This is a genomic window from Paenibacillus solanacearum, assembly GCF_910593845.1.
Classification (GTDB): domain Bacteria; phylum Bacillota; class Bacilli; order Paenibacillales; family NBRC-103111; genus Paenibacillus_G; species Paenibacillus_G solanacearum.
Window position 1 is genome coordinate 348,291 of record NZ_CAJVAS010000003.1, and the last position, 21,663, is coordinate 369,953.

Consider the following 21,663-nt stretch of genomic DNA (forward strand, 5'->3'; position numbering starts at 1 on the left):
AAGCAGGGAGAATCATGATCATTGATGCACACACGCATATTTGGGGAGGAAGATATGACGACAGCACCCGTACGCTGCTCCGGGCATGCGAGCGCTTCGGCATCTCCAAGCTGTACGTATCCGGCTTGAGGTCGCATGACTCCGACGAGTCCGAAATCGCGAGCCTGAACGCCGATGTGTACCGTTTTATGAAGGAGCAGCCGGATGTTGCCGAAGGATACTGCTATGTGAATCCGGCCCACCCGGGTGCATTAAACGTGCTGAAACGGGGAATCGAGCAGTACGGCATGTCCGGCATGAAGCTGTGGGTCGCTACGTTCTGCGATGATCCGCGCGTGTTTCCGCTCGTCGAGCAGTGCATCGAGTACCGTATTCCGATTCTGATTCACTCGTTCCATAAGACGGTCGGACAGCTTCCTTACGAGACGACGGGGATCCATGTCGCGAACCTGGCGGAGCGGTACCCGGAGGCCAAGCTGCTGATGGCGCATTTTGGCGGCAATTGCTACCATGGAATCAAAGCCGTCCGCGATTATCCGAACGTATGGCATGACTTTTCGGGATCGCCGTTCCGCCGGGACGATCTCGATTATGCCGTGGAGCAAGTCGGCGCGGACCGTATCGTCTTCGGCTCCGATATGCCGATAACATACCTGGTGAACTACGGCCAGGTGGAGGAAGCGGAATTGACCGCGGAGCAGCGCGAGCTCATATACTACAAGAATACAATCCGTTTGTTCGATCGCGGGTTGTCGGGGAGGCCGTCATGATGCATGTCGACGTCAACGTGCTGCTCGGCCATTGGCCGTTCCGCAAAATACGCAAAAACTCGCTTAACGATTTACGGAACGTTCATCATAAAAACGGCATATCCGGCGGGTATGCGGCTTCGTTAAACAGCATCTTTTACAACGATCCGTTCGAGGGAGACACGGAACTGCACGAATGGATTCGCGGAACCGAATACAAGCACGTGTTGACCGTTAATCCGACGCTGCCCGGCTGGGAACGTGACATTCGCGAAGGGATCAGCCGGTTCGATATCCACGGCGTTCGCATTTACCCGACTTATCATGACTATAAGTTAGGCAGCGAACCGGTCGAACGCTTGTGCGATACGCTGCGGAGGCTCAAGCTGCCGTTATTCGTGACGAAACGAATGGAGGACGAGCGGCTCGATTATTTGATTAAGCCCGCTCCGCTTGCCGTCGACGAGCTGAAAGCCTTTGTCCGGCGGCATGCGGATCTGGACATCGTGCTGCTAAACATCCGCTTTGGCGAAATTGTAAGCATGAGCGAAGAAATCAACAAGCTGCCGAGACTTTACTTGGATACTTCTGGGCTGAAGGACCGTGCATTCGTCATTGAGGAGCTTCTGCAGCAAATTCCCGCCGGAAAAATCATGTACGGCTCGCAGCATCCTCTATATTGTTTGCATAGCACACACTGCCTTATCGATTTTGCCGAGGTTGACGAAACGGTCAAGCAAGGCATTTTGGGTGGAAACGCATCGTTTCTCGCATCCCGCGCCACTTAGGAAGATCACCCGAAGAAGCCAAGATCAATGGCGAAGTAAAGCAGGATCTGAGAGTTTCATTTTTAAACTGGGAAACGTGAGACAAACACAGTCTCACGTTTTTTCGTGACTCTGTTCTTTTACTGGATAAAACTTTATCCGAATAAACAGTCGAATCGAAGTGCTTGATCCTTACTACCAAATGATGTATATTGATTTTACATTGACATTACAGCAGGTCTAAAAAAGGAGGAGCCATGTCACCACGTACCAAAGAACAGAATGACGCGATCCGGGAGATGCGGATGAGCCAAATTATGCAAGCGGCTGCGGAAGTATATTTGGAGAAGGGCATTCAACTGGAAATACGCGATGTTGCGGTCAAGGCGGAGCTCGGCTACGGAACTGTGTATCATTACTACAAAAATAAAAACATGCTTTTGGAAGATTTACTGTGGGATGCCCTGTATCGAACGGAGTCGGCAGTACTGCCCGCTTTGACAGGGGATGGCGGCAACTTGCTTAAAGCGGAGTCGTTCGCCAGACAGCTCCTGCGGAAGTGCATCCAGGATCCTTCCGTATTTATTTTGCTAAAGACGGTTGCAGATAATTTCCATCAATTCCCGGGAAACCGGTTCAACAAGTTGTTTGCGGATTTTCAGGAACGGATCTATTTGCCTTTTGTGGAAATGGTTCGTGAAGGAATCGGTTCCAAGTCGCCGGAGAAAACAGCTAATCTGATATTCGGCTCGCTTGTTGGCTGCACAGCATTGAACATCCACCACAAGATGCACAGCGAGATCGATGTAGAAGACATCGTCGATATGATTTTTTCAGGCATACAGTCAAAGGAGAAATGAATGGAATGATCATCCTGAAATCGAGAGCAGAAATTGAAGAGATGAGAAGAGCCGGCCACATTGTCGCTGCTTTCCACCGAGCCATCGCAGATATGATCCGGCCGGGAATCACGACGCTCGATATCGAGTCGTTCGCGGTGCGGTTCCTGAAGGAGAATGGCGCCAAAGCCTATACGATAGGCTACAACGGCTATCCGTTTGCGACATGTGCGTCTGTCAACGACGTCATTGCGCATGGGTTTCCGAGCCAGATACCGCTCAAGGAAGGCGACATCGTCAAAATCGACATCGTCGCGGAGGCGGATGGCTGGATCGGCGATTCAGCTTGGTGCTATGCGGTCGGCGAGGTGTCGGAAGAAGCCCGTAATTTGATGCGGGTAACGAAGGAATGCTTATATCGTGGCATTGAAAAAGCTGTTATTGGAAACCGGATCGGCGATGTGATGCACGCGGTTCAAACCCATGCCGAGCAAAACGGATTCTCGGTGGTGCGCGATCTGCTCGGTCATGGCGTAGGAAGGGAGATGCACGAGGAACCTAATTATACCCACATCGGGACTCCCGGCAAAGGGTTCCGTTTGAAGGAAGGGATGGTTTTTACAATCGAGCCGATGCTAAATGCCGGAACAGCGTTAATGACAGTTGATGCCGACGGATGGACCGCTAGAACCGCTGACGGCTCGCTTTCCGCACAGTACGAGCATACGATTGCCATTACTGCGGATGGCCCGATTATATTGACCGCACAATAGATATGGGAGGAAGAGAGACAGATGGGCACGATGAACGACGCAAAAGCCTCCGTTCCGACCGAACCGGTCAGAAGGAGGCCTATTCTTGCCTTATGTATCACTTAACCTTTAAACAAACAGCGATTCATCGATCGTTTCCAGTGAATATTTGCCCTGCGGTCCCGCAGCTCGGCTGATCCATTTGCCCTTCGTAAAATCCGGAATCGCTACAGGAGCGCTGCCTAAAGCTACCGACTCCTCGGACAAAACAGTAATCACCATCCAAACAGCCGTATCGTAAACGTCTATCGGCGTTTGCGCATCATCCCGGACACTTTCCGCAAAAGCGCGCAGCACCAAATAGTCCATACCGCCGTGTCCGCCTCGTACGCCGTCCCGGATATATTGTTTCCATAGAGGATGCTCGTACTGCTCCCGGTAGCTGTCGAACGACTCCCACTTATGCTCCGGGCTTCTGCCTTCAATATGGATCGAGTTGTTATCTTCCATCCAAATGCCCCTCGTGCCTTGAACGCGGCCGGCTCTGGAATAAGGACGCGGGAGCGTCGTATCGTGAACGAGCATGATCGTCTCGCCCTTGGCGCATTTGATCATTGTCGTCACGATATCGCCTTGGGCAAATTCCGTCTTGGCAAGCTCGCTCGTTTCGCCGAACTGATCGGTCGCCCATTGGCGGATGCCGCGTGCTTTCGACGACATCGAAGTTAAGCTGACGAGTCTGTTGCCGTTGTTAATATTCAAAATTTTCGAAATCGGTCCGAGACCGTGGATCGGGTACAGTTCACCGTTCCGATTCAAGTAATTGCGGAAGCGGTTATGCCGGTTTTGCTCGCCGAGCGCCACTTCATGGCGAAGATCGTGCTGGTAGCCGCACTGGCAGTGAATCAGTTCGCCCAGCAGCCCTTGCTTCACGATGTTCAGCACCGCGAGCTCATTACGGCCGTAGCAGCAGTTTTCCAGCAGCATGGCCGGTTTGCCGGTTTGCTCGGATGTTCGGACCAGTTCCCAGCACTCTTCAAGCGATGCGGCCCCTCCAACTTCGAGCCCGGCATATTTGCCTGCTCTCATCGCCGCTATGGCGATTTCCGCGTGCGTTACCCAAGTCGTAGCGATAATAACCCCTTGCACGTCGTCTCTCGCGAGCAGTTCGCGGTAATCCGCGTAGCCGGTAGCTTTCGGTCGACCTGTTCCCTCAACGATTTCAAGTCCCATCTGCAATCTGTCTTCAAACGGGTCGCATACAGCGGGTATTTCCACATCTTCCATGGCAAGCAGATTTTTGAGCAGACTTCTTCCGCGGCCGCCCAATCCAATAACCGCCAGTTTCACTTTACCGTTATTCCCCATTGCCCAATCCGCCCTTCCGCCAATTCACGCCGTATTCAATTGTACAATAGCTCCGGATTCATCGTAACAAAAACGATACAATCCGGCAATGCTCATAAACAAAATCTTCCATCTCATATGTACTTGAATCGGTGACCGCATAAACGATTTAGTCCCAAGCGCACTGTGGATGACAAGAACATGATTGACTTGATTGTAGCGCTAACGTAAAATTTTATTATGTTAATTTTTAGGTACGCACTTACTTCAAAGTAAGGGGATGATTTATCCATGGTGCATCAGCGTGAATGTCCAATTGAGACGCTCATTCATGTTTTAGCTGGCAAATGGAAGCCAATGATTTTATGGCATTTGATTGAATCCAAAAAACGATTCAACGATCTGGAAAAGCTTATACCTGATGTTTCACAAAAAATGCTTTCGCAGCATCTCCGCGATTTGGAACGAGAAGGCATCGTCGATAGAACGGTTTACCCTTCTGTCCCTCCAAAAGTAGAATATTCTCTTAGTGAATACGGCAGAACATTGATTCCTGTAGCAGAAGTCATGTGTGCTTGGGGAGAAAATCATAATAAGCGGAAATATGAAGAGTCAGCGTCATAAACCTGGTTCAATGAACTTGTACACGCATTCCATCCATTCAAAACGAAAGCTGCCGCGGGGCAGCTTTTTGTTTACCTACAGTCATGCTTACTTTTAAGTAAGTAGCCCACTTTAAAGTGGGTTCTTAACATATTTTTGAAGCGATGCTAAGCTTGAGTTAACCAAAAATTAGGGTTCATTCAAGAGGAGGAAGAACAATGAAAATTATTGTTTTTGGAGCGACGGGGAATACAGGGAAAAGAGTGTTGGCGCAAGGGATCCAAATGGGGCATGAAATGACCGCATTTGTACGAAATGCGGAGAAGCTTTATGATCAACTCGGTGCGCATTCCGCAAAGCATGTGAAGGTGATCGTGGACGATATTACGGACCCGGTGAGCGTCGGTGAGGCGCTCGCGCATCAAGACGCCGCTATTATTGCAGCCGGTCATGCAGGCCAGGGAGAAGAGTTTGTTCGTATCGTCGATAACATTATAAGCCAATGTGAACTCCAACCTCGTTTCTCAGGGCGCGTATGGATAATGGGAGGAGCCGGCCTGCTGGATATTCCATATACCGATCTTATCGGCAACAATTTACCCGGCTTCCCGCCCGAGTATAGAAATCACAACCGGAATTTCGAAAGGCTGCAACAGACTCAGCTCGATTGGTCCGTTATGTGTCCGGGAACCATGATGGATTCGATAGAGCATTCCGATCCGGTTCATCTGCATGTAACAACGGAAACCTTGCCCGTTCCGGTGCCGGAGACGATTAAGGAATATTCCGAGGCAGAAATAGCCGGTCACTTGTTCAGCCGCTTTCAAGAATTGAATGTTGCTTATGACGATGTCGTAACATGTATGTTGGACCATCTTGAGCTCGGAGGAGCGTTTAAAAGAAAACGGGTCGGCCTAGCTTATCAAAGCAATATTCCGGTGCGCTGAGGAGAAGGGCTTCGATTGCCATCATTGGCCCGGCTTTCGTGATGCCCATCATTCGAAGATCCGCTAGAACCGCCAGCCAGCTGCACTTTGTTTACTTATTATAACCGGAGTTTGGCTTATGATCATAACCAAGATGGGATTCTCCCAAATGTGGCTGAATGCATCCATCCTTTTGTCGCTGCTCATGGTCGTCGCGATCGACGGATGGATCGAGCCGCGTATGAAAAAGATCATAAAGATCATATCTGAAAATCAAGACCAGGGTCATGAAATACCCGCCGAGTTCGGACTGCTGATAAAAAAGATCGTACCCATCGAGACGGCCGCACAGCTGCTGATGATTGCCATATTGGTGCTTATGGTCGTTAAGCCATTTTAAAGAAGCCGACGGGAGCATCCTAAACCGCATTGACCGCTAACGCCAGAGTAACACATCCGCTTCACCTACAATATGATGAGTCTAGAACTCTAAAGAGGTGAGCTAATGGCAGTCGTAAAAGCGAGGAAACAGGATATTGATATGTTGGCAAGGTTGCTTCGGGCTGAAGCTGAGACCGAAGGCGAACTGGGCATGCTCCTTGTTGGAAATGTCGGCATTAACCGAATAAGAGCGAATTGCTCCGATTTTAAAGGAATCCGGACCATTCCCCAAATGATCAACCAGCCGCATGCGTTCGAAGCGTTGCAGCATGGCATGTACTATCAAAACGCAAGAGAGCGGGAACGCCGTTTGGCGCAGCGGGCTGTGAACGGGGAGCAGAATTGGCCCGCCAAATTCTCCCTGTGGTATTTCCGCCCAGGAACGTTCGACAATCCCGGGCCATGTCCGCCGACTTGGTATAATCAGCCGCTCGTCGGACGATGGAAGAAGCACTGTTTTTATGAACCGACGGCGCAAGAATGTGAAAGTGTTTATAATACGTTTTAATTTTTATAAACGAAAAGCGTTATCGGTGACAAGGACATTGTCCGATTGCCGATGAGTTTTGCCGGTCGACAGCCTTTTTGAACAGCGGTGGTTTAGGACTTGATTATTCAGTCCCAAGCGACCGCTATTTCAATTATTAAATCCTTTTTATATTCCATCCCAATAATAAATAAACAATAAACAATATTAATTTATTGTAGAACAATAAACGGTGTGCTAAAGTCATTTTATAATTAAATTAGCGAGGTGCTCTTAATGAAACGAGGGACAACACTCTTTTTAAGGATGGCTGTTATTCTTATTGGAATCCCCATTCTTGCTTTGTGCATCTTTTTAGTACCTAAGATCGGGGCTTTTGCTGGAGAATTGTATCCAGATCTCGCTTATATGGAACCTTTCGTTTTAATCGATATGTACGCGGCGGCGATACCTTTTTACTTTGCTCTGTATCAAGCTTTTAAACTGTTAAGCTATATTGATAAGAACCAAGCATTCTCGGAGTTATCCGTAAAAGCTTTAAAGAATATAAAATACTGTGCGATCACAATCAGTACCTTGTACCTGCTAGGTATGCCGCTCTACTATCTCATGGGGAACAAGGTTGATCCTCCAAGTTTCATACCGATGGGATCGGGCATTATTTTCGCTTCTATGGTGATCGCTGTTTTTGCTGCTGTTCTCCAAAGACTTTTACAGGAAGCTATACATATAAAATCAGAAAATGATTTAACGGTCTGAGGTGAATAATATGGCGATTATCATCCATATTGATGTGATGCAGGCGGAGTACATTCGCCGGAGACACATACTCCGCGTTAGCTAGTGCCGTTCTCGTCAAGATTATTTTGTTGATGTATTATTCTTCCGTATTGATGAAGAACCGGGCAGGGCCGCTCAATCGGTGCAAAATAACGGCACGCATCTCCTCAGAAGGGATGACATCTTCAAGCGCGCTTTTCATACAGTCCAGCCAAGCTTCTGCCCGACTCGGAGTTATCGGAAATGGAAAGTGCCTCGCTCTCATCATGGGATTACCGTGTTTTTCCGTATACATCGGAGGTCCGCCGAAAAACTGAGTTAAAAATTGATATTGTTTCTCCATGATCGGCGTAAGGTCCTCGGGAAAGAGCGGAGCAAGCAGCGGGTGAGCCTGAACCTTCGGGTAAAAGGCGTCCACTATTTTGCGAATCGTAGGGGCCCCTCCAATATACTGATATAGCTCCATAAACGAACAACACCCTTTCATGCCTCTATAGCTCAGTTTAACCGATTTAACCGATTTAATAAGCAAGATAAATAATCATGATAACCGCCCATATTACTAATGAAACAATATTGAGATAGGACAAACGCATAATATTCCCTTTGGTTTGCTTGGTATAACGATCGCTTTCCGTCTTATTTTCTACAGAATTGGCTATCATCAAAGTTGCAATAACGCTTATAACGCCTATCAGTGCGATGGTAATGTAGTATACTGCCATCCTCATTTCCCCCCATGTACTTGATAAATCCATTATACCAAGCGTCCAATAGAACATAGTGATTCAGATCACAGTTCTTATTTGTAGCATAAAAAAAGTGACCTGGGCCAGCTGGGAAGTACAGGAAGTTCGTATAAAAAATGCGGAATTCGAACTTAGCGGAAGGGAACAATACGTTCGCGTCGAATCAATAATATGGAAATAGAGAAGCCTATTCCAGGAGGCAGACGATGCGACCGAATATACTCATCTTTATGACCGATCAACAGAGGGCAGATTCCATTCATCCATACGGGAAAGCACTGACGCCGAATTTGGATGCGTTCTGTAAGGAAAGTGTTACGTTCGCGCAAGCCTATACATGCTCGCCTCATTGCTGTCCGTCGAGAGCTTCGTTCTTCACCGGCTTGTACCCGTCCGAGCACGGGGTATGGAATAACGTGGATGTGGGCAATTCGCTGTCCAGGGGACTTTATGAAGGGGTGCGTCTGTGGAGCGAGGACTTGCGTGACGCGGGCTACGAGATGTATTTCAGCGGAAAATGGCATATCAGCCATCATGAATCGCCTTCCGACAGAGGGTGGAATGTATGTCCGCGTACGCGAGCGAAGGGAGCGGATTCCGGGAGACGGTTAACTGAGCGCCCTCACACGAAAGAATGGGACCCGTATATAAATCGGATCTCCAAGCAGCCGGAGCAGACCGAGCGAAAAGAAGGGCAAATTATACGGCGCGGCTATGGAACCTACACGCATTATGGAGTGAAGGACAATCCGTTCGGCGACGGCGATGTTGTGGAGGAAGCGTTGTCCCTCATCGCAAACAGGCGGAAATCCGATAAGCCCTGGTGCCAATTTGTCGGAACGCTTGGGCCCCATGACCCGTACTTCGTGCCGAAGCCGTATCTGGACATGTACGATGTGAATGACATCAAGCTGCCGGACAACTTCGGCGATTTGATGAACGATAAGCCCAATTTGTACCGCAGAACGCGGGACCGGTTCGATCAGCTCACGCCGGAGGAACATAAGGAGGCTATACGTCACTACCTCGCATTTTGTTCGTACGAGGACGCCTTATTCGGCAAGCTTGTGGAAGCGCTTAAGGATACGGGCGAATATGACAATACCCTCATCGTCTACATCTCTGATCATGGCGACTATATGGGAGAGCACGGGCTGTGGACGAAGGGGCTTCCCTGCTTCAAGCCGGCTTATCATATCCCGGCGGTCGTACGGTGGCCGGGAATGGTTCGTAACCCCGGTAGCGTGTCGCATGAATTCGTATCGATCACGGATTTCGCGCCGACGTTCCTGGAAGCAGCAGGGCTGGAGACGGACAGGCGGATGACGGGCCGAAGCTTGCTGCCGATTCTACGCAATGATAAGCCGCAGGATTGGCGCGACGCTCTCTTTACGCAGAGCAACGGGAACGAGTTGTACGGCATCCAACGATCGGTTATGACACGTGAATGGAAATATGTATATAACGGCTTCGATTACGATGAGCTCTACGACCTGCAAGCCGATCCTGGGGAAACGCGTAACGTGATCAACGATCCCGCCAATTCGGAAGTCGTCAAGACGCTTAGCCAGCGAATATGGCAATTCGCCTTCGAGACCGGCGATGTGTGCATCAACAATTATATTATGGTAGCTCACGCTCCTTATGGTCCCGGGATCGCGTTCACGGAAAAGTAAGGACCCGCCGGATACCCCATTCCTGCGCGAAAACTTTTTATAAGACATGTGAACTCTTACAGGCGCTTCGCCCTTCGTGGGGCAGGCGCCTTTTTTTGTATTATGAGGAGGACTTGTCATTTAATGTTCGCGAGCGGTTACATATTTATGAAGGAAACGGAAAATATTGAGTCCAAAATGGACTCATTTCGTAGTATAGTAGTTGTAAGAAGATTTTGGGATTTTTAGAAAAGTAGGTCGAAAGGAGCATCCACACAGTCTATGGCAATTATTGAAGTGATAAAATACGACGGCGCGCCGGATATGCTCGTTTGGAAATATCCGAACCAGCAGTTGGGGACGTGGACGCAGCTGATCGTCAACGAATCGCAAGAGGCTTTATTGTTTAAAGGCGGAGAGGCGCTTGATTTGTTCGGAGCCGGCCGGCACACGTTATCGACTCAAAATATCCCGGTTTTGTCGGCACTTGTCAATTTGCCGTTCGGAGGGAAATCGCCGTTTACAGCCGAAGTATGGTTTGTCAACAAGCTGAGGAAGCTGGACATCAAGTGGGGAACATCGAGCCCTATTCAGCTTCAGGAACCGAAGTATCAAATGCTCGTGTCCGTGCGCGCATTTGGCCAATTCGGCATCCAGGTTACGGATACGCGCAAGTTTCTCCATAAGCTGGTTGGAACGCTGGGCGAGTTTGACCAAGGGTCCCTTAGTAAATATTTCAAAGGGATTCTGTTGATGAACATCAAGGAGTTTATTTCCACATATTTGGTACGCAAAAAAATCAGCATCCTGGAAATGAACGCATATCTTACGGACATATCGCGACAGTTGGAAGAACGGGTCGCACCGGTTTTCGAGGAGTACGGCCTTCGTCTGATCCATTTCTCCATTGAATCCATCAACCTTCCTGAACATGATCCGGCTACCGTCCGATTAAAGGAAGCGCTCGCGAAAAAGGCGGAAATGAATATTCTCGGATACACGTACCAGCAGGAGAGAACTTTCAATACGTTGGAAAACGCGGCCAAAAACGAAGGAGGGCGATCGGCCTTTATGGACGCGGGGATCGGTCTGGGCATGGGGCAAAGCGTCGGCCATTCGGTCGGAAATAAGCTCTCCCGGATGGTGGACGAACTGGACGGGCTTGATGAGGAGGCTCTGACGTGCCCGAAATGCCGCACTAGCAATGAATCGGATGCGAAATTCTGTATTGAATGCGGCGGTGCCATCCTTAGGCCGGAGCCAGAGAATGATCCTTCTGCAGCTTGCGGCGAATGCGGTGCGGTTCTCCAGGAAGGGTCAAAATTTTGCCAAGAATGCGGGGCAGGCGTAGCTCTCACCTGCAAGAAGTGTCATCAGAGCGTACAGCCCGGGCAAAAGTTTTGTTTCGAATGCGGGAACAAGTTAAGCTGAAAAGGAGCGGATTATGAATAGTTTTCGTTTTACTACCGGTGTTGTTACTTCCATTTTCGGAATGGTCTTCCTCGCTACACTGGCCTTATTTTTACTTATTACCCCAGCGTTTGAGCAGTTCGGACATGGGGTTGTTTCTTTGGTCGCAGTTGTGATCGCCGAACTGGGTGTATACCTTTCGCTTTTGTATGTTGCGAAAAGCAACCGACGCGCCAGAGAAGCGACCGCTGCCAGGTTTTCTTTTGTCACGCTGGCTGTATTGTATGGTGTGGCTGTTATCGTGCACATGCTTCTCTTCTGGATCTTGTTCCAGGTTTCCTTCTTTTCGTATGGTTTGATTCACGTCATTACGTTTGCTTTATGGATGGCCAGCCTCGGCGTATCTCGTCGTTATAACCGTTATGTGGAGGAACAGGAGGAGGGGACTGCCGTTCAAACACAGCTAATGAAGCAAATGCGGCTTATTCTTCATTCCGTCGGGCAACAGATGAGCGATGGAAAGCGGGCTGGGTACGACGAATTGCAGCCCTTGCTTCATGAATTGATCGAGAACATGAGATATAGCGATCCCGTTTCGGATCCATCCATGATGGCAATGGAGGAAAACTTGCTTTGGCAGATCCAGCAACTGCAGCGATGCGTTGGCGCAGTCGTGCAGCAGGAGGGAGATTCCGAAAATCTCGGGCTTTGCCGTCAGCTTATTCAAGACATTTCCGCGGATCTAGCGAAACGTAACGCGCAGCTGATCTCGGTGAAGTAGGTTTTACGACCGACCGCCGCGCAGCGCCGCAACTCGCGCCGGCCTAAATCTTTATAGTAGAGAAGAGGAGAGATTTTGATTTATAGCGATAAACCCGCGATTTCGGGCGGATGGATTGTATTTGCTCTGATTATGTTTTTTCCGATCGGCTTTCTGCTTCTGTTTATACGTTGGCTGAAGCATCGTGATTTGAGCTATCATAAAATCCTGGATTTGAAAATGGCTCGCAATGCATTCGGCTTTATATGCTTGATTATGCTTCTTATGCTCTTCAACCCTGATTTGGAGGGAGTACAGATTCTGGTGCTGCTGCCGACGTTTCTCGTACTGTTACTGGTTCCTTCGATTGCTCTTCACCAGTTAAGCAAACGAGGGATGAAGCGGCTTCAAGCCCGTTACGATGAATACCGTCATCTCATATTCGTTCAGGACATCACTTCGATCTACAGTATTTCCGAGCGCATGGGCATACGGTCCATGGTGGTCAAAAACGATTTGCTGCGTATGATTTACTTGGGCTTGATCCGTGATGCCTTTGTCGATAACTATGCCATGCAGCTTGTTTTTAATTACCCGTTAGGCGTGGATATCATTTTGACGGGAGCGGCTTTGGAAGACAACGGCAGAAGGGAGCCGACGGCGGAGAAGCCCGAGAAGAGCAAACCGATGCCTAAGACGTTGGAATGCCCCGGCTGCGGCTCCAACAGCGTGCTTCAGCCCGGCGAGTCCAAATCCTGCGAGTATTGCGATTCAGCCTTGACTTATCCGGCGTGAGCCGAATGCGTGCATCCTACTGCGGGGAGGATTGATTCCCCGTTTGACGATAATCTCATACCAAAGGACAAGCACCGACCTTGCGGCCGGTGCTTGTTGCGTCCATAATACCGTTACATGTGAGCGAAGAGCGATCCTCGTCAACGGTAACGTCAAATCGTTCGACTGCGCGTAGGTTATACAGCTCGACTTATGAACGCTTGCCGTTACGATGAGCGAATCCCGTTTATTCCGTCGGCAAAACGGGATCCTGCCGTTCGCCTTCTCATACGCTCAGCAATGATTCCGACACAAAGTCGTCGATTCTCGCGTCATACGCTTCCCACGCATAATCATGGTTTTGGATGATTAACTTAGGGATCGGCCACGCATCGACGGTCGCGCGGACGAAAGCCTGGCTTGCGGTCCACACTTCGCCAGCCTGAACGAAATCTTCGTCCGATTGAAAGGAAACCGGTCCCCATTCGTTGCCGCGAATGCCGCATATGTACCGCCACTGCGCCTCGACATCGGTGTGGTAATAGTAGATCAGGTGAGGGTTCAGCGGCAGCAACAACCGTTGCAGTGATTTGGCAAAGCTTTGGAGTTGCGCGATATTCATGCCTTGCAGATGCGAGACGCTGATCACGTCCTGAAAAAGGACACTTTCAATAATGACGATGTCTTCGGGGCTGCTTAACTGCTCCTCGACGAACCGTTCGTACCGGTCTACTAGCTGCCGGATGAAGGCGTCTGCACTTTCTGCTGTATTCAAGGCATAGTATTGCTCCATGGGCAGCAGTAAAGGGTGATTTTTCTCCTGCTCGAGCAGGCATCTTGTGCGTATGCCTTGCGCTGTCAATCGGTTATGAATGCGGGTCGCCGCCGTCGTTTTTCCGGAGCCGGGGATACCGTCAATAATAAGCAGCCGTTTCGGGGAATGAATGGATGGTGAATGTCGTTTTTCGTTCATGGATGTTTCGGAATGCCTCCTTTGGTAAGTATATCGATCATACTTTCGACAGCAGGAAGAAATTACCTCTCTTCTCATTTGGGAAATTCTTATATCCAAATAAAACCAAGAACTATTATACAGGATATGGTAAAATGTGTTTGGTGTTGATCTACATGAAAGGAGTGATGAGATAAATGCTGAACAAGGTGATTTTAGTCTGATCCACAGATGGATTTTTTACAGCCAACGTGAATTGAAGCGATTATGATTGATCAGAATCATCAGGGCAGAGGATGAGGTAAGACTTAGTCACAGAAAGAAAGAATGTCATCGCTTCCAAGCTTTATGAATCATTAGCATTCGAAATTATTAACTCTGAAAATGCCATACTTATCCATTATGCCTCTACATTACAAGGAGGAGCAGTATGACCGAATTAAATAATACGATTCAAAATTGGACTGACATGATCGGCAAGCCGGACCACTATAATTACAAACCGGATCTGCGGCTGGTTCGCCATTTCGAAACGACCGAATTCCATGGTGAGTTGTATGAGCAAGCTAACGGTCCGGGTACTGTACAAAAGACATTGTTGATGTTTCCAAAAACCATCAACGAACAGTTGCCAGCAGTTGTCGTTCCTTTTTATTACCCCGACCGGGCAGCAGGATATAACCTCGATACGCTTGAGCCGACCAACGAATCTGGCATCGCAATAGCTCTACATCTTGTGCGCCACGGATATATTACTATCACGGCGGAGTCCTACCACCTGACTTATCAGAACCTCGAGCTGGAACGACAAGATTTCTCCCGTTGGCGATTGTCTGCCGTCAGCCTGCTCCATGACCATCCTGAGTGGACGGGCATTGGAAAGCTGATTGCCGATACGCAGCTTCTGGTGGACATTCTGTGCGCTGACTCTCGGGTCGATAGCGAGCGCATCGGGATAGCCGGGCATTCACTTGGCGGAAAAGTGGCCTTATATGCAGGCTGTTTAGATCACCGTATCAAAGCCATGCTTTGTAGCGATTTCGGAATGGATTGGGATCGGTCGAATTGGTCGGATCCGTGGTATTGGGGGGAAAAGCTAAATAAACTTAAATCCGCCCATATGGACCATTCGGAGTTGCTCCGCATCGGTGGGCTCAAGCCTATCGTTTTCATTGCAGGACAGTATGATAACGAAGATGGGTTGGACTATTTAAAACGGGCTGGCTATTCCGATTCGTCGAATTATCTCTTTATCAATCATGCAAGTGGGCATCGTCCACCAATGTCAGTTCTTGAACAAGGCTATGATTTCTTACAAACGCGTTTCTGAGGTTCGTCCAAAATATTGATTCGTTGATCTTTTAGGACAGCCTTTTTGCCCTGGGGAAAGCTCAACATTCATGATCGTCCAATTACCACCATATAATTCCACTATACTTGCCCTTTTGTTGAACAAAATCAATTAAACATGACGAAGCAGAGCAGATTGTCCTCACTGAACGACCCGGAGATAAAAAAGCTTTGCTGCGGCTCTTTTGGATCCTAAGCAGCCGAGGCTGCAAAACGAGGAGTGGTGAATATGAATGTGCTTGTTATAATCTGTGATCAGCTTCGATACGACGCTTTGGCGTGCCACGGAAATCCGTATGTGCAAACGCCTAATATCGATCGTTTTGCCGCTAGAAGCGTGAATTTTACTAACGCGTTTACCTCCGCGCCTGTTTGCTCGCCTGCGAGACACAGCCTTATATCCGGGCTCTATCCGTTCGCTCATGGTGTAGTGGATAACGGGATGAAGCCTGTGAGGTCACTGGAGACGGCCGCCGATCGGCTCAATGCCGCAGGATACCGCAGTGTTCACATCAGCTCGGTGCCGGGCAAAGCAAATCCTAATTACGGCTTTGAAGCGGCGGCTCCCAAGGATTTGGACAGCATACTGTCCGAGGAAAACAGAAAGATTGTGGAGTGGGAGAAAACCAAACCGATCAGGCGACGTACGGCCGGGCCGAGCACGAGGACGAAAGAGGAGCATAAAGGGTTTCAGTCTGCGGAACGTGCCGTACAACTGATCGAGGAAGCCGCAGCAGCCGGAGAGACGTTCCATTTATGGGTAGGCATTCATGAGCCGCATCCGCCTTTTTATCCGCCGAAGCCATTTTTCGATAAATTCGATCAATCCCAATTCAAGCTTCCGGAAAAGCCGTCTGAATCCGCACCTGCTCCTCATCCTTCCATCCTGGACAAACAGCGTGAATGGATCGATTTGACAGATGCGCAGAAGCGTCAAATGTTCGCGGGCTACTACGGTCTGGTCGAGATGGCGGATCAATTCGTCGGCATGGTATTGGATACGGTAGCTCGGTTGAACCTAACGGACGATACGCTGATTGTGCTGACTGCCGACCATGGAGAGCAGATGGGCGATCACGGCCTCTACTTGAAATTCGTTCTGCGGGAACAGTCGGTACACGTGCCGTTCATGATAGCTCATCCCAAGCTTGCGCCGGGAGTGCGGCACGAGCTCGTCGCGCATGTGGATCTTTATCCGACCCTATGCGATATGACAGGTACGGAGATTCCCGAGAATATCCACGGCCGTTCTATAAAGCCTCTGCTGGAGAACGGGGGTACCCCGGATCATTGGCGTGAAGAGGTCATCTCGCAAATTAACGGTCACATCATGATTCGTACGGGAGAATGGAAGCTGAACGTATATGACGGAGAGCCTGGGGAGCTGTTCCATCTGCCGAAAGACCCGCAAGAGTTCTGCAATCTTATCCGAGATTCTGAACATGCAGAGGTTGTCGATAGGCTGCTGAAGAAGCTGGAAGCGAATATGGCGCAAGTGACGTCATAAACTCATGAAAAGTCGCGTAAATCGCGGCTTTTTATTTTTATCTCATTCCCGTCATATTGCTCGAAATGTCATTACACGAAATGGCAGTTTAACGCAGTAGTAGTGCCACTGTTAGGAAAATGATGGTAAAATGGTTGTATTGACCGAAAAAGGCGGCGATAGTGTGGGTTCCAGAATAATGCACTTAATTATTGCAAATCGAATTGCTGAGCGTCTGTCGATAGAAGATAGAGCGCCGTTTTTACTGGGAAGCATTGCTCCAGATGCTGTTACGACTAAAAATGAATCACATTTCTTTATAGGTGAACATCAAGACTATTCTAGAAGTGTCGACTATAAAGGATTTTTGAATAAATATAGTTCAAAAGCAGATAGTCTTTATATAATGGGATACTATACACATTTAATTGCTGATGAAATATGGCTGAAAGGTTTTTATCTACCCTGGCTGAGAAATAGGATGGATAATGATAAAGAAATGCAACGTTTATATTATAATGATTTCAGATTATTAAATGGAAAGTTATTGGAACACTATGGGTTTAGAGACGAATTGAGAAGGACGTTACATTACATTCCAACCATTATTGATTTACAAGAGGTTAAGTCCAAAGAGGTCGAAGCGTTTATTCCTTACGTACTGGGAGATATGGAGTACGAAAAGGAAGATGTAAATCAGAAACTTAATGTTTTTATGTTTGATCAAATTGTAGGTTACATAGAAACATCAGTGAATATGGGTTTATTATGTTTAAAACAGGCCGCTATCCTACACCAGATACCCAGCGCTCGCGAATGGTTAACCGCTCATCTTTAGAGACAGAGAGTGTTTTATAAGGGCGCGGTGGAGCCGCTGCAGGGCTAATTCTTTTACATCGTGGAAGGAACAATTTATGAAAATAGCGTTGATATTGCTGGGGCTTATTGGAGCCGCTGCAGGATTGATGATGGTCATTGTTACAATGTTTTCAAGACGGTTTCGAAAGAAAGGCATGTTGAGCGGACTCATTTGTATAATTACTTGTGGACTTTTTTTCGGAGTAGGGGTCTATAAGTCATTCTTTGATTTACAAAGCATCCAACCAGGTCAACTGCTTGAAACATCGACCTCTCCAACAGGTGCATATACCTTAAGGGCTTACGTAAATAATGGAGGTGCGACGGTTGATTATGCTGTTCTGGGGGTAGTAGAATACAACGATCGTAAAGGAAAACCAAAGAAAAATATATATTGGAATTACAATGAATCTACTGTAAATATGGTTTGGGTAAATCTCGAAACAGTCGTGATTAATGGACATACGCTTAATGTTCTAAGTGATAAATATGATTTTAGACGGTCATAGTACCTGTTATTTTATAAAATGCTGAGGGATTGGTGAACGATAGCTCATTAAAGTCATCGATCGCAGCCGTCCAGAATGATCGGTTATAAGGATTAGGTTAGCCGCTGAAAAATAACGACCAATTGCTGTTGAGATTGCCTGTCATAGTTTGTGTCACCGAACAGGCGAGGGGACTCTTTTAACACAAGTGACGGGTAGTTTAGAGCAAAGGTAGATGCACACCAAGGTAGATACAGACCAAGTGTCAATCGTCTGAGTTGAATACCAATATTCTCTTTTTAATCGCAGCATTGAGAAGGAGATTTTGCCGACTGCACGGGAATTAGAAATTGATGTTGTAGCATTTGGGACGGCTCATGGGTTGCTTGGCGGAACTTTTTCAAAAGACAAAGTGGATCATGGCAATGCTCATATCCCATTAATTGGTGCCAGAAAGGTAAATCAGCTTCGAGAGTCCATAAAGTCTCTAGAGGTTCATCTAAATGAGAATGATGTGAAGCGAATTGAGAAAGCGATTCCGGAAGCCGAGATATCAGAGGGAAGTTTTCCGCAGATGAAATTCAAAAATGGTGTTGTAATTCGTCCGTAAAATGTTTCCTTCTAATGCAATGCCGCGGCACCCGCGACCGTCCAATCCACAACCGTGCAACCAGGGGCGTCCTTCAGTCATCTAAAGTTGACTATTGGGATGGCCTCTTTGCGTTGTGTAACACACCAAGCCTCAACAACCTCGAGACTCCGATATTTGTATGCAGTCCATGGGCAGAATCGACTATAATACTATTGATTAAGCTCATTTTCTGAACCTTGAGGTGAACGCGATGCGATTCCGCAGTTCCAATATTTCTAAGACGGCTGGACTCATCTACGCGGCCGTATTCCTCGTCATCATCTCGATCACCGTGCTGCTCTCTTATCTCAATACGACGCGCAGCTTGAAGCAGGAGCTGGTCAACTCCAACGCCGTTCTGCTGCATCAGGTGATGGATAAGACAGAGATGATCCTGCATGAAGTGGACAAGGATGTGCTCGGCTTATTGCAGGAGCCGGAGCTCCGCAGCTTCTCAGATATCATAGGCGCTGGCAGCGGCAGTCTGGAGCAGTTGCAGAAGCAGAGCGATCTGATGAAGAAGCTGGATATTATGATGAACGCCAATCCGCATATTCATTCGGCCTATCTATATTCTTACGGGCAGCGGATGTACTTGACGCCCAGTACCGCAGCACCGGAGTCCGCGTTCTTCGACAACGAATGGAGGGAACGCTTCGATCATTTCGAAGGCTATTACAAGTGGCTTGGGCTGCGGAAAGTGGAGGACAAGCTAGCCATGTACCCGGTAAGCAAGCAGGTGTTGACGATGGTACGCTCCTATCCGGCCATCAGCAGCCCTTCGTTTCGCAAAGGCGCACTGGTTGTCAATATCGATGAGAGCATGATTTACAATTTGTCGGTGAATGATGGACTGAGACAGCTGGGGCAAGCTTTCGTTATTGACGGAAACGGACAGGTCATCGCGCATAGCGATAAAAGCATATTAGGCCAAAATATTAGCTCCCGGGAAGAAATGAAGAGGATTATGAGCAGCGGCGGGGAGGGCAGCTTCGCACAGACCGTTGACGGGAATCCAAGTCTGGTATTCTACGCGTCATCCAAGTATACCGGCTGGAAATATGTCAGTATTATCCCGAACGTGCAGCTGAACCGCGAAATATTGACGATCCGCAACTGGCTTCTCTTGATCGCGTTCATTATGTTCGTCCTGGCGGTTGCGGCCGTATTCCTGGTGAACAAAGTCACCTATCGGCCGATTGTCAGCTTCGTCAGCTCCGTGAACAAGCAGCTGCATTCCCGGACCGGCCAGCCTGCAGGTGCGAGGACCAAGGACGAGGCGATCAATCTGGAGGCGGCCGAGGGTCTGTTCGACAGCTTCCTAACGGAGCACGACAAGATGAAGCGGCAGGTCCGGCAAAATATACCGGCGATGAAGTGGAGGCTGATCTCGGACATTCTGATGGGCTACAGAACGCGATTCAGTGATGTAGAGCCTTCGCTGGAATGGCTGGATATCCGGCTGTATTCGTCCCACTACATTGTCATGTTAGCGGAGTTTGACCAGAAGGCGCTTATCTCCTCCAAGGATCTGCAGCTGTACACGTATGCCTTATGCAACGCTGCTGAGGAATTGACCCATGCCGAGAGCCAGGGGACCGCGGTGGAGATGGTCAACGGCCGGGTCGTTATCCTGATCAGCTTCGAACAGGAGGACCGGCAATCCAATATGCTGAGAGCGTTGTCAATAGCGGATCTAATGAAGACCTTCGTGCAAGAGCAGCTCAAGATGACGGTCACGATTGGTGTGGGCCGACAGTATGAGCGGCTGGACGAGCTGCCGAAGTCTTACCGGGAGGCGATTGACGCGCTGCAATACCGACTGCTGCTCGGCGCGAATCATGTGATCTCCATCGAGGATATTGAGGATTACAGCCAGCAGCAATTTTACCGCTTGTTCGACCTTGCGGATGCGGCGCTTGATGCCGTGAAGGCTGGAGATGACGGAGGGGTAGCCAAGAAGCTGGAGCTGCTGTTCCAGCAGGCGCTTCAGGAGAATGTCCCGCCGAAGCTGCTCAAGCAGATCTGCCTGCAGCTCGTACTGAGGTCCTTGAAGGTGGGTTCGGATATCGGCCTGGATGCCGCGTCGATCACCGGAGGCGACGCCAAGCTGTACGAGCAGATCGAAGCGGCGGAGAATGCGGCAGAGGTGAAGCAGGATATTTCCCGCTTCTTCCAGAAGCTGCTCACCCGGATTACGGAAAAGCGGAGCCAGCGGGGCAGCAATGAGACGATCGAGCACATCATTGACTACATCGCAAGCAACTACCAACGAAGCGATTTGTCCATGAATTTGATAGCGGATACATTCCAGCTTAGCGTTCCTTATCTCAGTAAGATTTTCAAGGAGTATACGGAGAGCAACTTCACCGATCATCTTATTCAGCTGAGGATGAATAAGGCGAAGCAGCTGCTCGGGGAAGGTGGAGCAAAGGTGGCTGAGATCGCCGAGCAAGTGGGCTACGCCAACTCCCACAGCTTCATTCGAATCTTCAAGAAGGTGACGGGGGTTACCCCGGGAGAGTACCGGGAACAACTCATTTTGGAGCGAAGCAGAACAAACATCCATGATCTTAACAAAGGTAACCTGGCGAAAAGCGATCTATAGCCGATCATATGAAGAAGTGTACATTTCCACAGCAGCCCGTGTGGAGTAGGATGAGAACATCACCGCAGAGGTCGTCGGGGAGGGGGGCATGAGCGAGAGGCTGGCGAGGGCTTATGCATCTTCCCATCTATCAAGCCAAGCCGTCATGGCGACTGCACCGATTGTAACGGTCTACCCGTTCCTGCAGAGATTTTTCGTTAGAGGTGCGCTCATCGCTTCGATCAAGGGCCAACGATTCTAATCATTCAGGA

At 48.8% G+C, this 21,663-nt stretch carries 23 protein-coding genes and 1 pseudogene; 20 read left to right on the top strand and 4 right to left on the bottom strand.

Annotated elements, in window-relative coordinates; translation table 11 throughout:
• Nucleotides 1-14: 14 nt before the first annotated feature.
• The 4 genes from KXG62_RS05885 (at nucleotide 15) to map (ending at nucleotide 3,128) form a co-directional block, all read left to right on the top strand.
• Nucleotides 15-770, top strand: coding sequence for an amidohydrolase family protein (locus tag KXG62_RS05885; RefSeq protein ID WP_218090993.1), 756 nt, complete (start codon nucleotides 15-17; stop codon nucleotides 768-770).
• On the top strand, nucleotides 767-1,537 hold the full coding sequence (locus KXG62_RS05890; RefSeq protein WP_218090994.1) for an amidohydrolase family protein: 771 nt from the start codon (nucleotides 767-769) through the stop codon (nucleotides 1,535-1,537). Before KXG62_RS05885 ends, KXG62_RS05890 begins: the two co-directional genes overlap by 4 nt.
• A 236-nt stretch (nucleotides 1,538-1,773) precedes the next feature.
• Entirely contained in the window at nucleotides 1,774-2,376 is a 603-nt protein-coding gene (locus KXG62_RS05895; RefSeq protein ID WP_218090995.1) for a TetR/AcrR family transcriptional regulator, read from the top strand.
• 5 nt (nucleotides 2,377-2,381) lie between these two features.
• A complete protein-coding gene (gene map / locus KXG62_RS05900; protein WP_218090996.1) occupies nucleotides 2,382-3,128 on the top strand; it encodes a type I methionyl aminopeptidase in 747 nt (248 codons plus the stop codon).
• 108 nt (nucleotides 3,129-3,236) lie between these two features.
• On the opposite strand, the gene KXG62_RS05905 is transcribed toward map, so the two are convergent.
• Nucleotides 3,237-4,475 (bottom strand): Gfo/Idh/MocA family protein, encoded by a 1,239-nt coding sequence (locus KXG62_RS05905; RefSeq protein WP_218090997.1) that lies wholly within the window; start codon nucleotides 4,473-4,475, stop codon nucleotides 3,237-3,239.
• A gap of 270 nt (nucleotides 4,476-4,745) precedes the next feature.
• Here KXG62_RS05905 and KXG62_RS05910 point away from each other — a divergent pair, with 270 nt between their 5' ends.
• From KXG62_RS05910 to KXG62_RS05930, 5 genes and pseudogenes are all read left to right on the top strand, one after another.
• Nucleotides 4,746-5,078 carry a winged helix-turn-helix transcriptional regulator gene (locus KXG62_RS05910; protein WP_218090998.1) on the top strand — a complete coding sequence of 111 codons (333 nt, stop codon included), beginning with the start codon at nucleotides 4,746-4,748 and terminating at the stop codon, nucleotides 5,076-5,078.
• A gap of 197 nt (nucleotides 5,079-5,275) precedes the next feature.
• Nucleotides 5,276-6,004, top strand: coding sequence for an NAD(P)-dependent oxidoreductase (locus tag KXG62_RS05915; RefSeq protein ID WP_218090999.1), 729 nt, complete (start codon nucleotides 5,276-5,278; stop codon nucleotides 6,002-6,004).
• A pseudogene (locus KXG62_RS05920) lies at nucleotides 6,001-6,383 on the top strand (DUF2269 family protein). The gene KXG62_RS05915 and the pseudogene KXG62_RS05920 overlap by 4 nt, the downstream one beginning before the upstream one ends.
• A 105-nt stretch (nucleotides 6,384-6,488) precedes the next feature.
• The gene (locus tag KXG62_RS05925; protein ID WP_218091000.1) at nucleotides 6,489-6,932 is read left to right on the top strand and encodes a cell wall hydrolase; all 444 of its coding nucleotides are present in this window, start codon (nucleotides 6,489-6,491) and stop codon (nucleotides 6,930-6,932) included.
• Between the two features lie 255 nt (nucleotides 6,933-7,187).
• A complete protein-coding gene (locus tag KXG62_RS05930) occupies nucleotides 7,188-7,670 on the top strand; it encodes a DUF2975 domain-containing protein (RefSeq protein ID WP_218091001.1) in 483 nt (160 codons plus the stop codon).
• Nucleotides 7,671-7,788: 118 nt separating this feature from the next.
• On the opposite strand, the gene KXG62_RS05935 is transcribed toward KXG62_RS05930, so the two are convergent.
• Nucleotides 7,789-8,157 carry a globin domain-containing protein gene (locus KXG62_RS05935; protein WP_218091039.1) on the bottom strand — a complete coding sequence of 123 codons (369 nt, stop codon included), beginning with the start codon at nucleotides 8,155-8,157 and terminating at the stop codon, nucleotides 7,789-7,791.
• 55 nt (nucleotides 8,158-8,212) lie between these two features.
• Nucleotides 8,213-8,416, bottom strand: coding sequence for a hypothetical protein (locus KXG62_RS05940; protein ID WP_218091002.1), 204 nt, complete (start codon nucleotides 8,414-8,416; stop codon nucleotides 8,213-8,215).
• A gap of 230 nt (nucleotides 8,417-8,646) precedes the next feature.
• Here KXG62_RS05940 and KXG62_RS05945 point away from each other — a divergent pair, with 230 nt between their 5' ends.
• The 4 genes from KXG62_RS05945 to KXG62_RS05960 all read left to right on the top strand — a co-directional run bounded on the left by KXG62_RS05945 (nucleotide 8,647) and on the right by KXG62_RS05960 (nucleotide 13,060).
• Nucleotides 8,647-10,116 carry a sulfatase family protein gene (locus KXG62_RS05945; protein WP_218091003.1) on the top strand — a complete coding sequence of 490 codons (1,470 nt, stop codon included), beginning with the start codon at nucleotides 8,647-8,649 and terminating at the stop codon, nucleotides 10,114-10,116.
• A 261-nt stretch (nucleotides 10,117-10,377) separates the two neighbouring features.
• Nucleotides 10,378-11,526, top strand: a complete 1,149-nt coding sequence (locus tag KXG62_RS05950) for an SPFH domain-containing protein (RefSeq protein ID WP_218091004.1) — start codon at nucleotides 10,378-10,380, stop codon at nucleotides 11,524-11,526.
• A gap of 13 nt (nucleotides 11,527-11,539) precedes the next feature.
• Nucleotides 11,540-12,286 carry a hypothetical protein gene (locus tag KXG62_RS05955; RefSeq protein ID WP_218091005.1) on the top strand — a complete coding sequence of 249 codons (747 nt, stop codon included), beginning with the start codon at nucleotides 11,540-11,542 and terminating at the stop codon, nucleotides 12,284-12,286.
• Nucleotides 12,287-12,361: 75 nt separating this feature from the next.
• Nucleotides 12,362-13,060, top strand: a complete 699-nt coding sequence (locus KXG62_RS05960; protein ID WP_218091006.1) for a hypothetical protein — start codon at nucleotides 12,362-12,364, stop codon at nucleotides 13,058-13,060.
• 265 nt (nucleotides 13,061-13,325) lie between these two features.
• Here KXG62_RS05960 and KXG62_RS05965 read toward each other — a convergent pair whose 3' ends face one another.
• The gene (locus KXG62_RS05965) at nucleotides 13,326-14,012 is read right to left on the bottom strand and encodes a P-loop NTPase family protein (RefSeq protein ID WP_218091007.1); all 687 of its coding nucleotides are present in this window, start codon (nucleotides 14,010-14,012) and stop codon (nucleotides 13,326-13,328) included.
• 409 nt (nucleotides 14,013-14,421) lie between these two features.
• On the opposite strand from KXG62_RS05965, the gene KXG62_RS05970 reads away from it, so the two are divergent.
• From KXG62_RS05970 to KXG62_RS06000, 7 genes are all read left to right on the top strand, one after another.
• On the top strand, nucleotides 14,422-15,321 hold the full coding sequence (locus KXG62_RS05970) for an acetylxylan esterase (protein WP_218091008.1): 900 nt from the start codon (nucleotides 14,422-14,424) through the stop codon (nucleotides 15,319-15,321).
• A 249-nt stretch (nucleotides 15,322-15,570) separates the two neighbouring features.
• On the top strand, nucleotides 15,571-16,848 hold the full coding sequence (locus KXG62_RS05975) for a sulfatase family protein (RefSeq protein WP_218091009.1): 1,278 nt from the start codon (nucleotides 15,571-15,573) through the stop codon (nucleotides 16,846-16,848).
• A gap of 163 nt (nucleotides 16,849-17,011) precedes the next feature.
• Nucleotides 17,012-17,665 (top strand): zinc dependent phospholipase C family protein, encoded by a 654-nt coding sequence (locus KXG62_RS05980; protein ID WP_218091040.1) that lies wholly within the window; start codon nucleotides 17,012-17,014, stop codon nucleotides 17,663-17,665.
• A gap of 76 nt (nucleotides 17,666-17,741) precedes the next feature.
• Nucleotides 17,742-18,194, top strand: a complete 453-nt coding sequence (locus tag KXG62_RS05985) for a DUF5412 family protein (RefSeq protein ID WP_246627303.1) — start codon at nucleotides 17,742-17,744, stop codon at nucleotides 18,192-18,194.
• A gap of 304 nt (nucleotides 18,195-18,498) precedes the next feature.
• Nucleotides 18,499-18,783, top strand: coding sequence for a hypothetical protein (locus KXG62_RS05990; protein WP_218091010.1), 285 nt, complete (start codon nucleotides 18,499-18,501; stop codon nucleotides 18,781-18,783).
• A 232-nt stretch (nucleotides 18,784-19,015) separates the two neighbouring features.
• Nucleotides 19,016-21,412, top strand: coding sequence for a helix-turn-helix domain-containing protein (locus tag KXG62_RS05995; RefSeq protein ID WP_218091011.1), 2,397 nt, complete (start codon nucleotides 19,016-19,018; stop codon nucleotides 21,410-21,412).
• Between the two features lie 88 nt (nucleotides 21,413-21,500).
• Nucleotides 21,501-21,653 (top strand): hypothetical protein, encoded by a 153-nt coding sequence (locus tag KXG62_RS06000; RefSeq protein WP_218091012.1) that lies wholly within the window; start codon nucleotides 21,501-21,503, stop codon nucleotides 21,651-21,653.
• Nucleotides 21,654-21,663 lie beyond the last annotated feature (10 nt).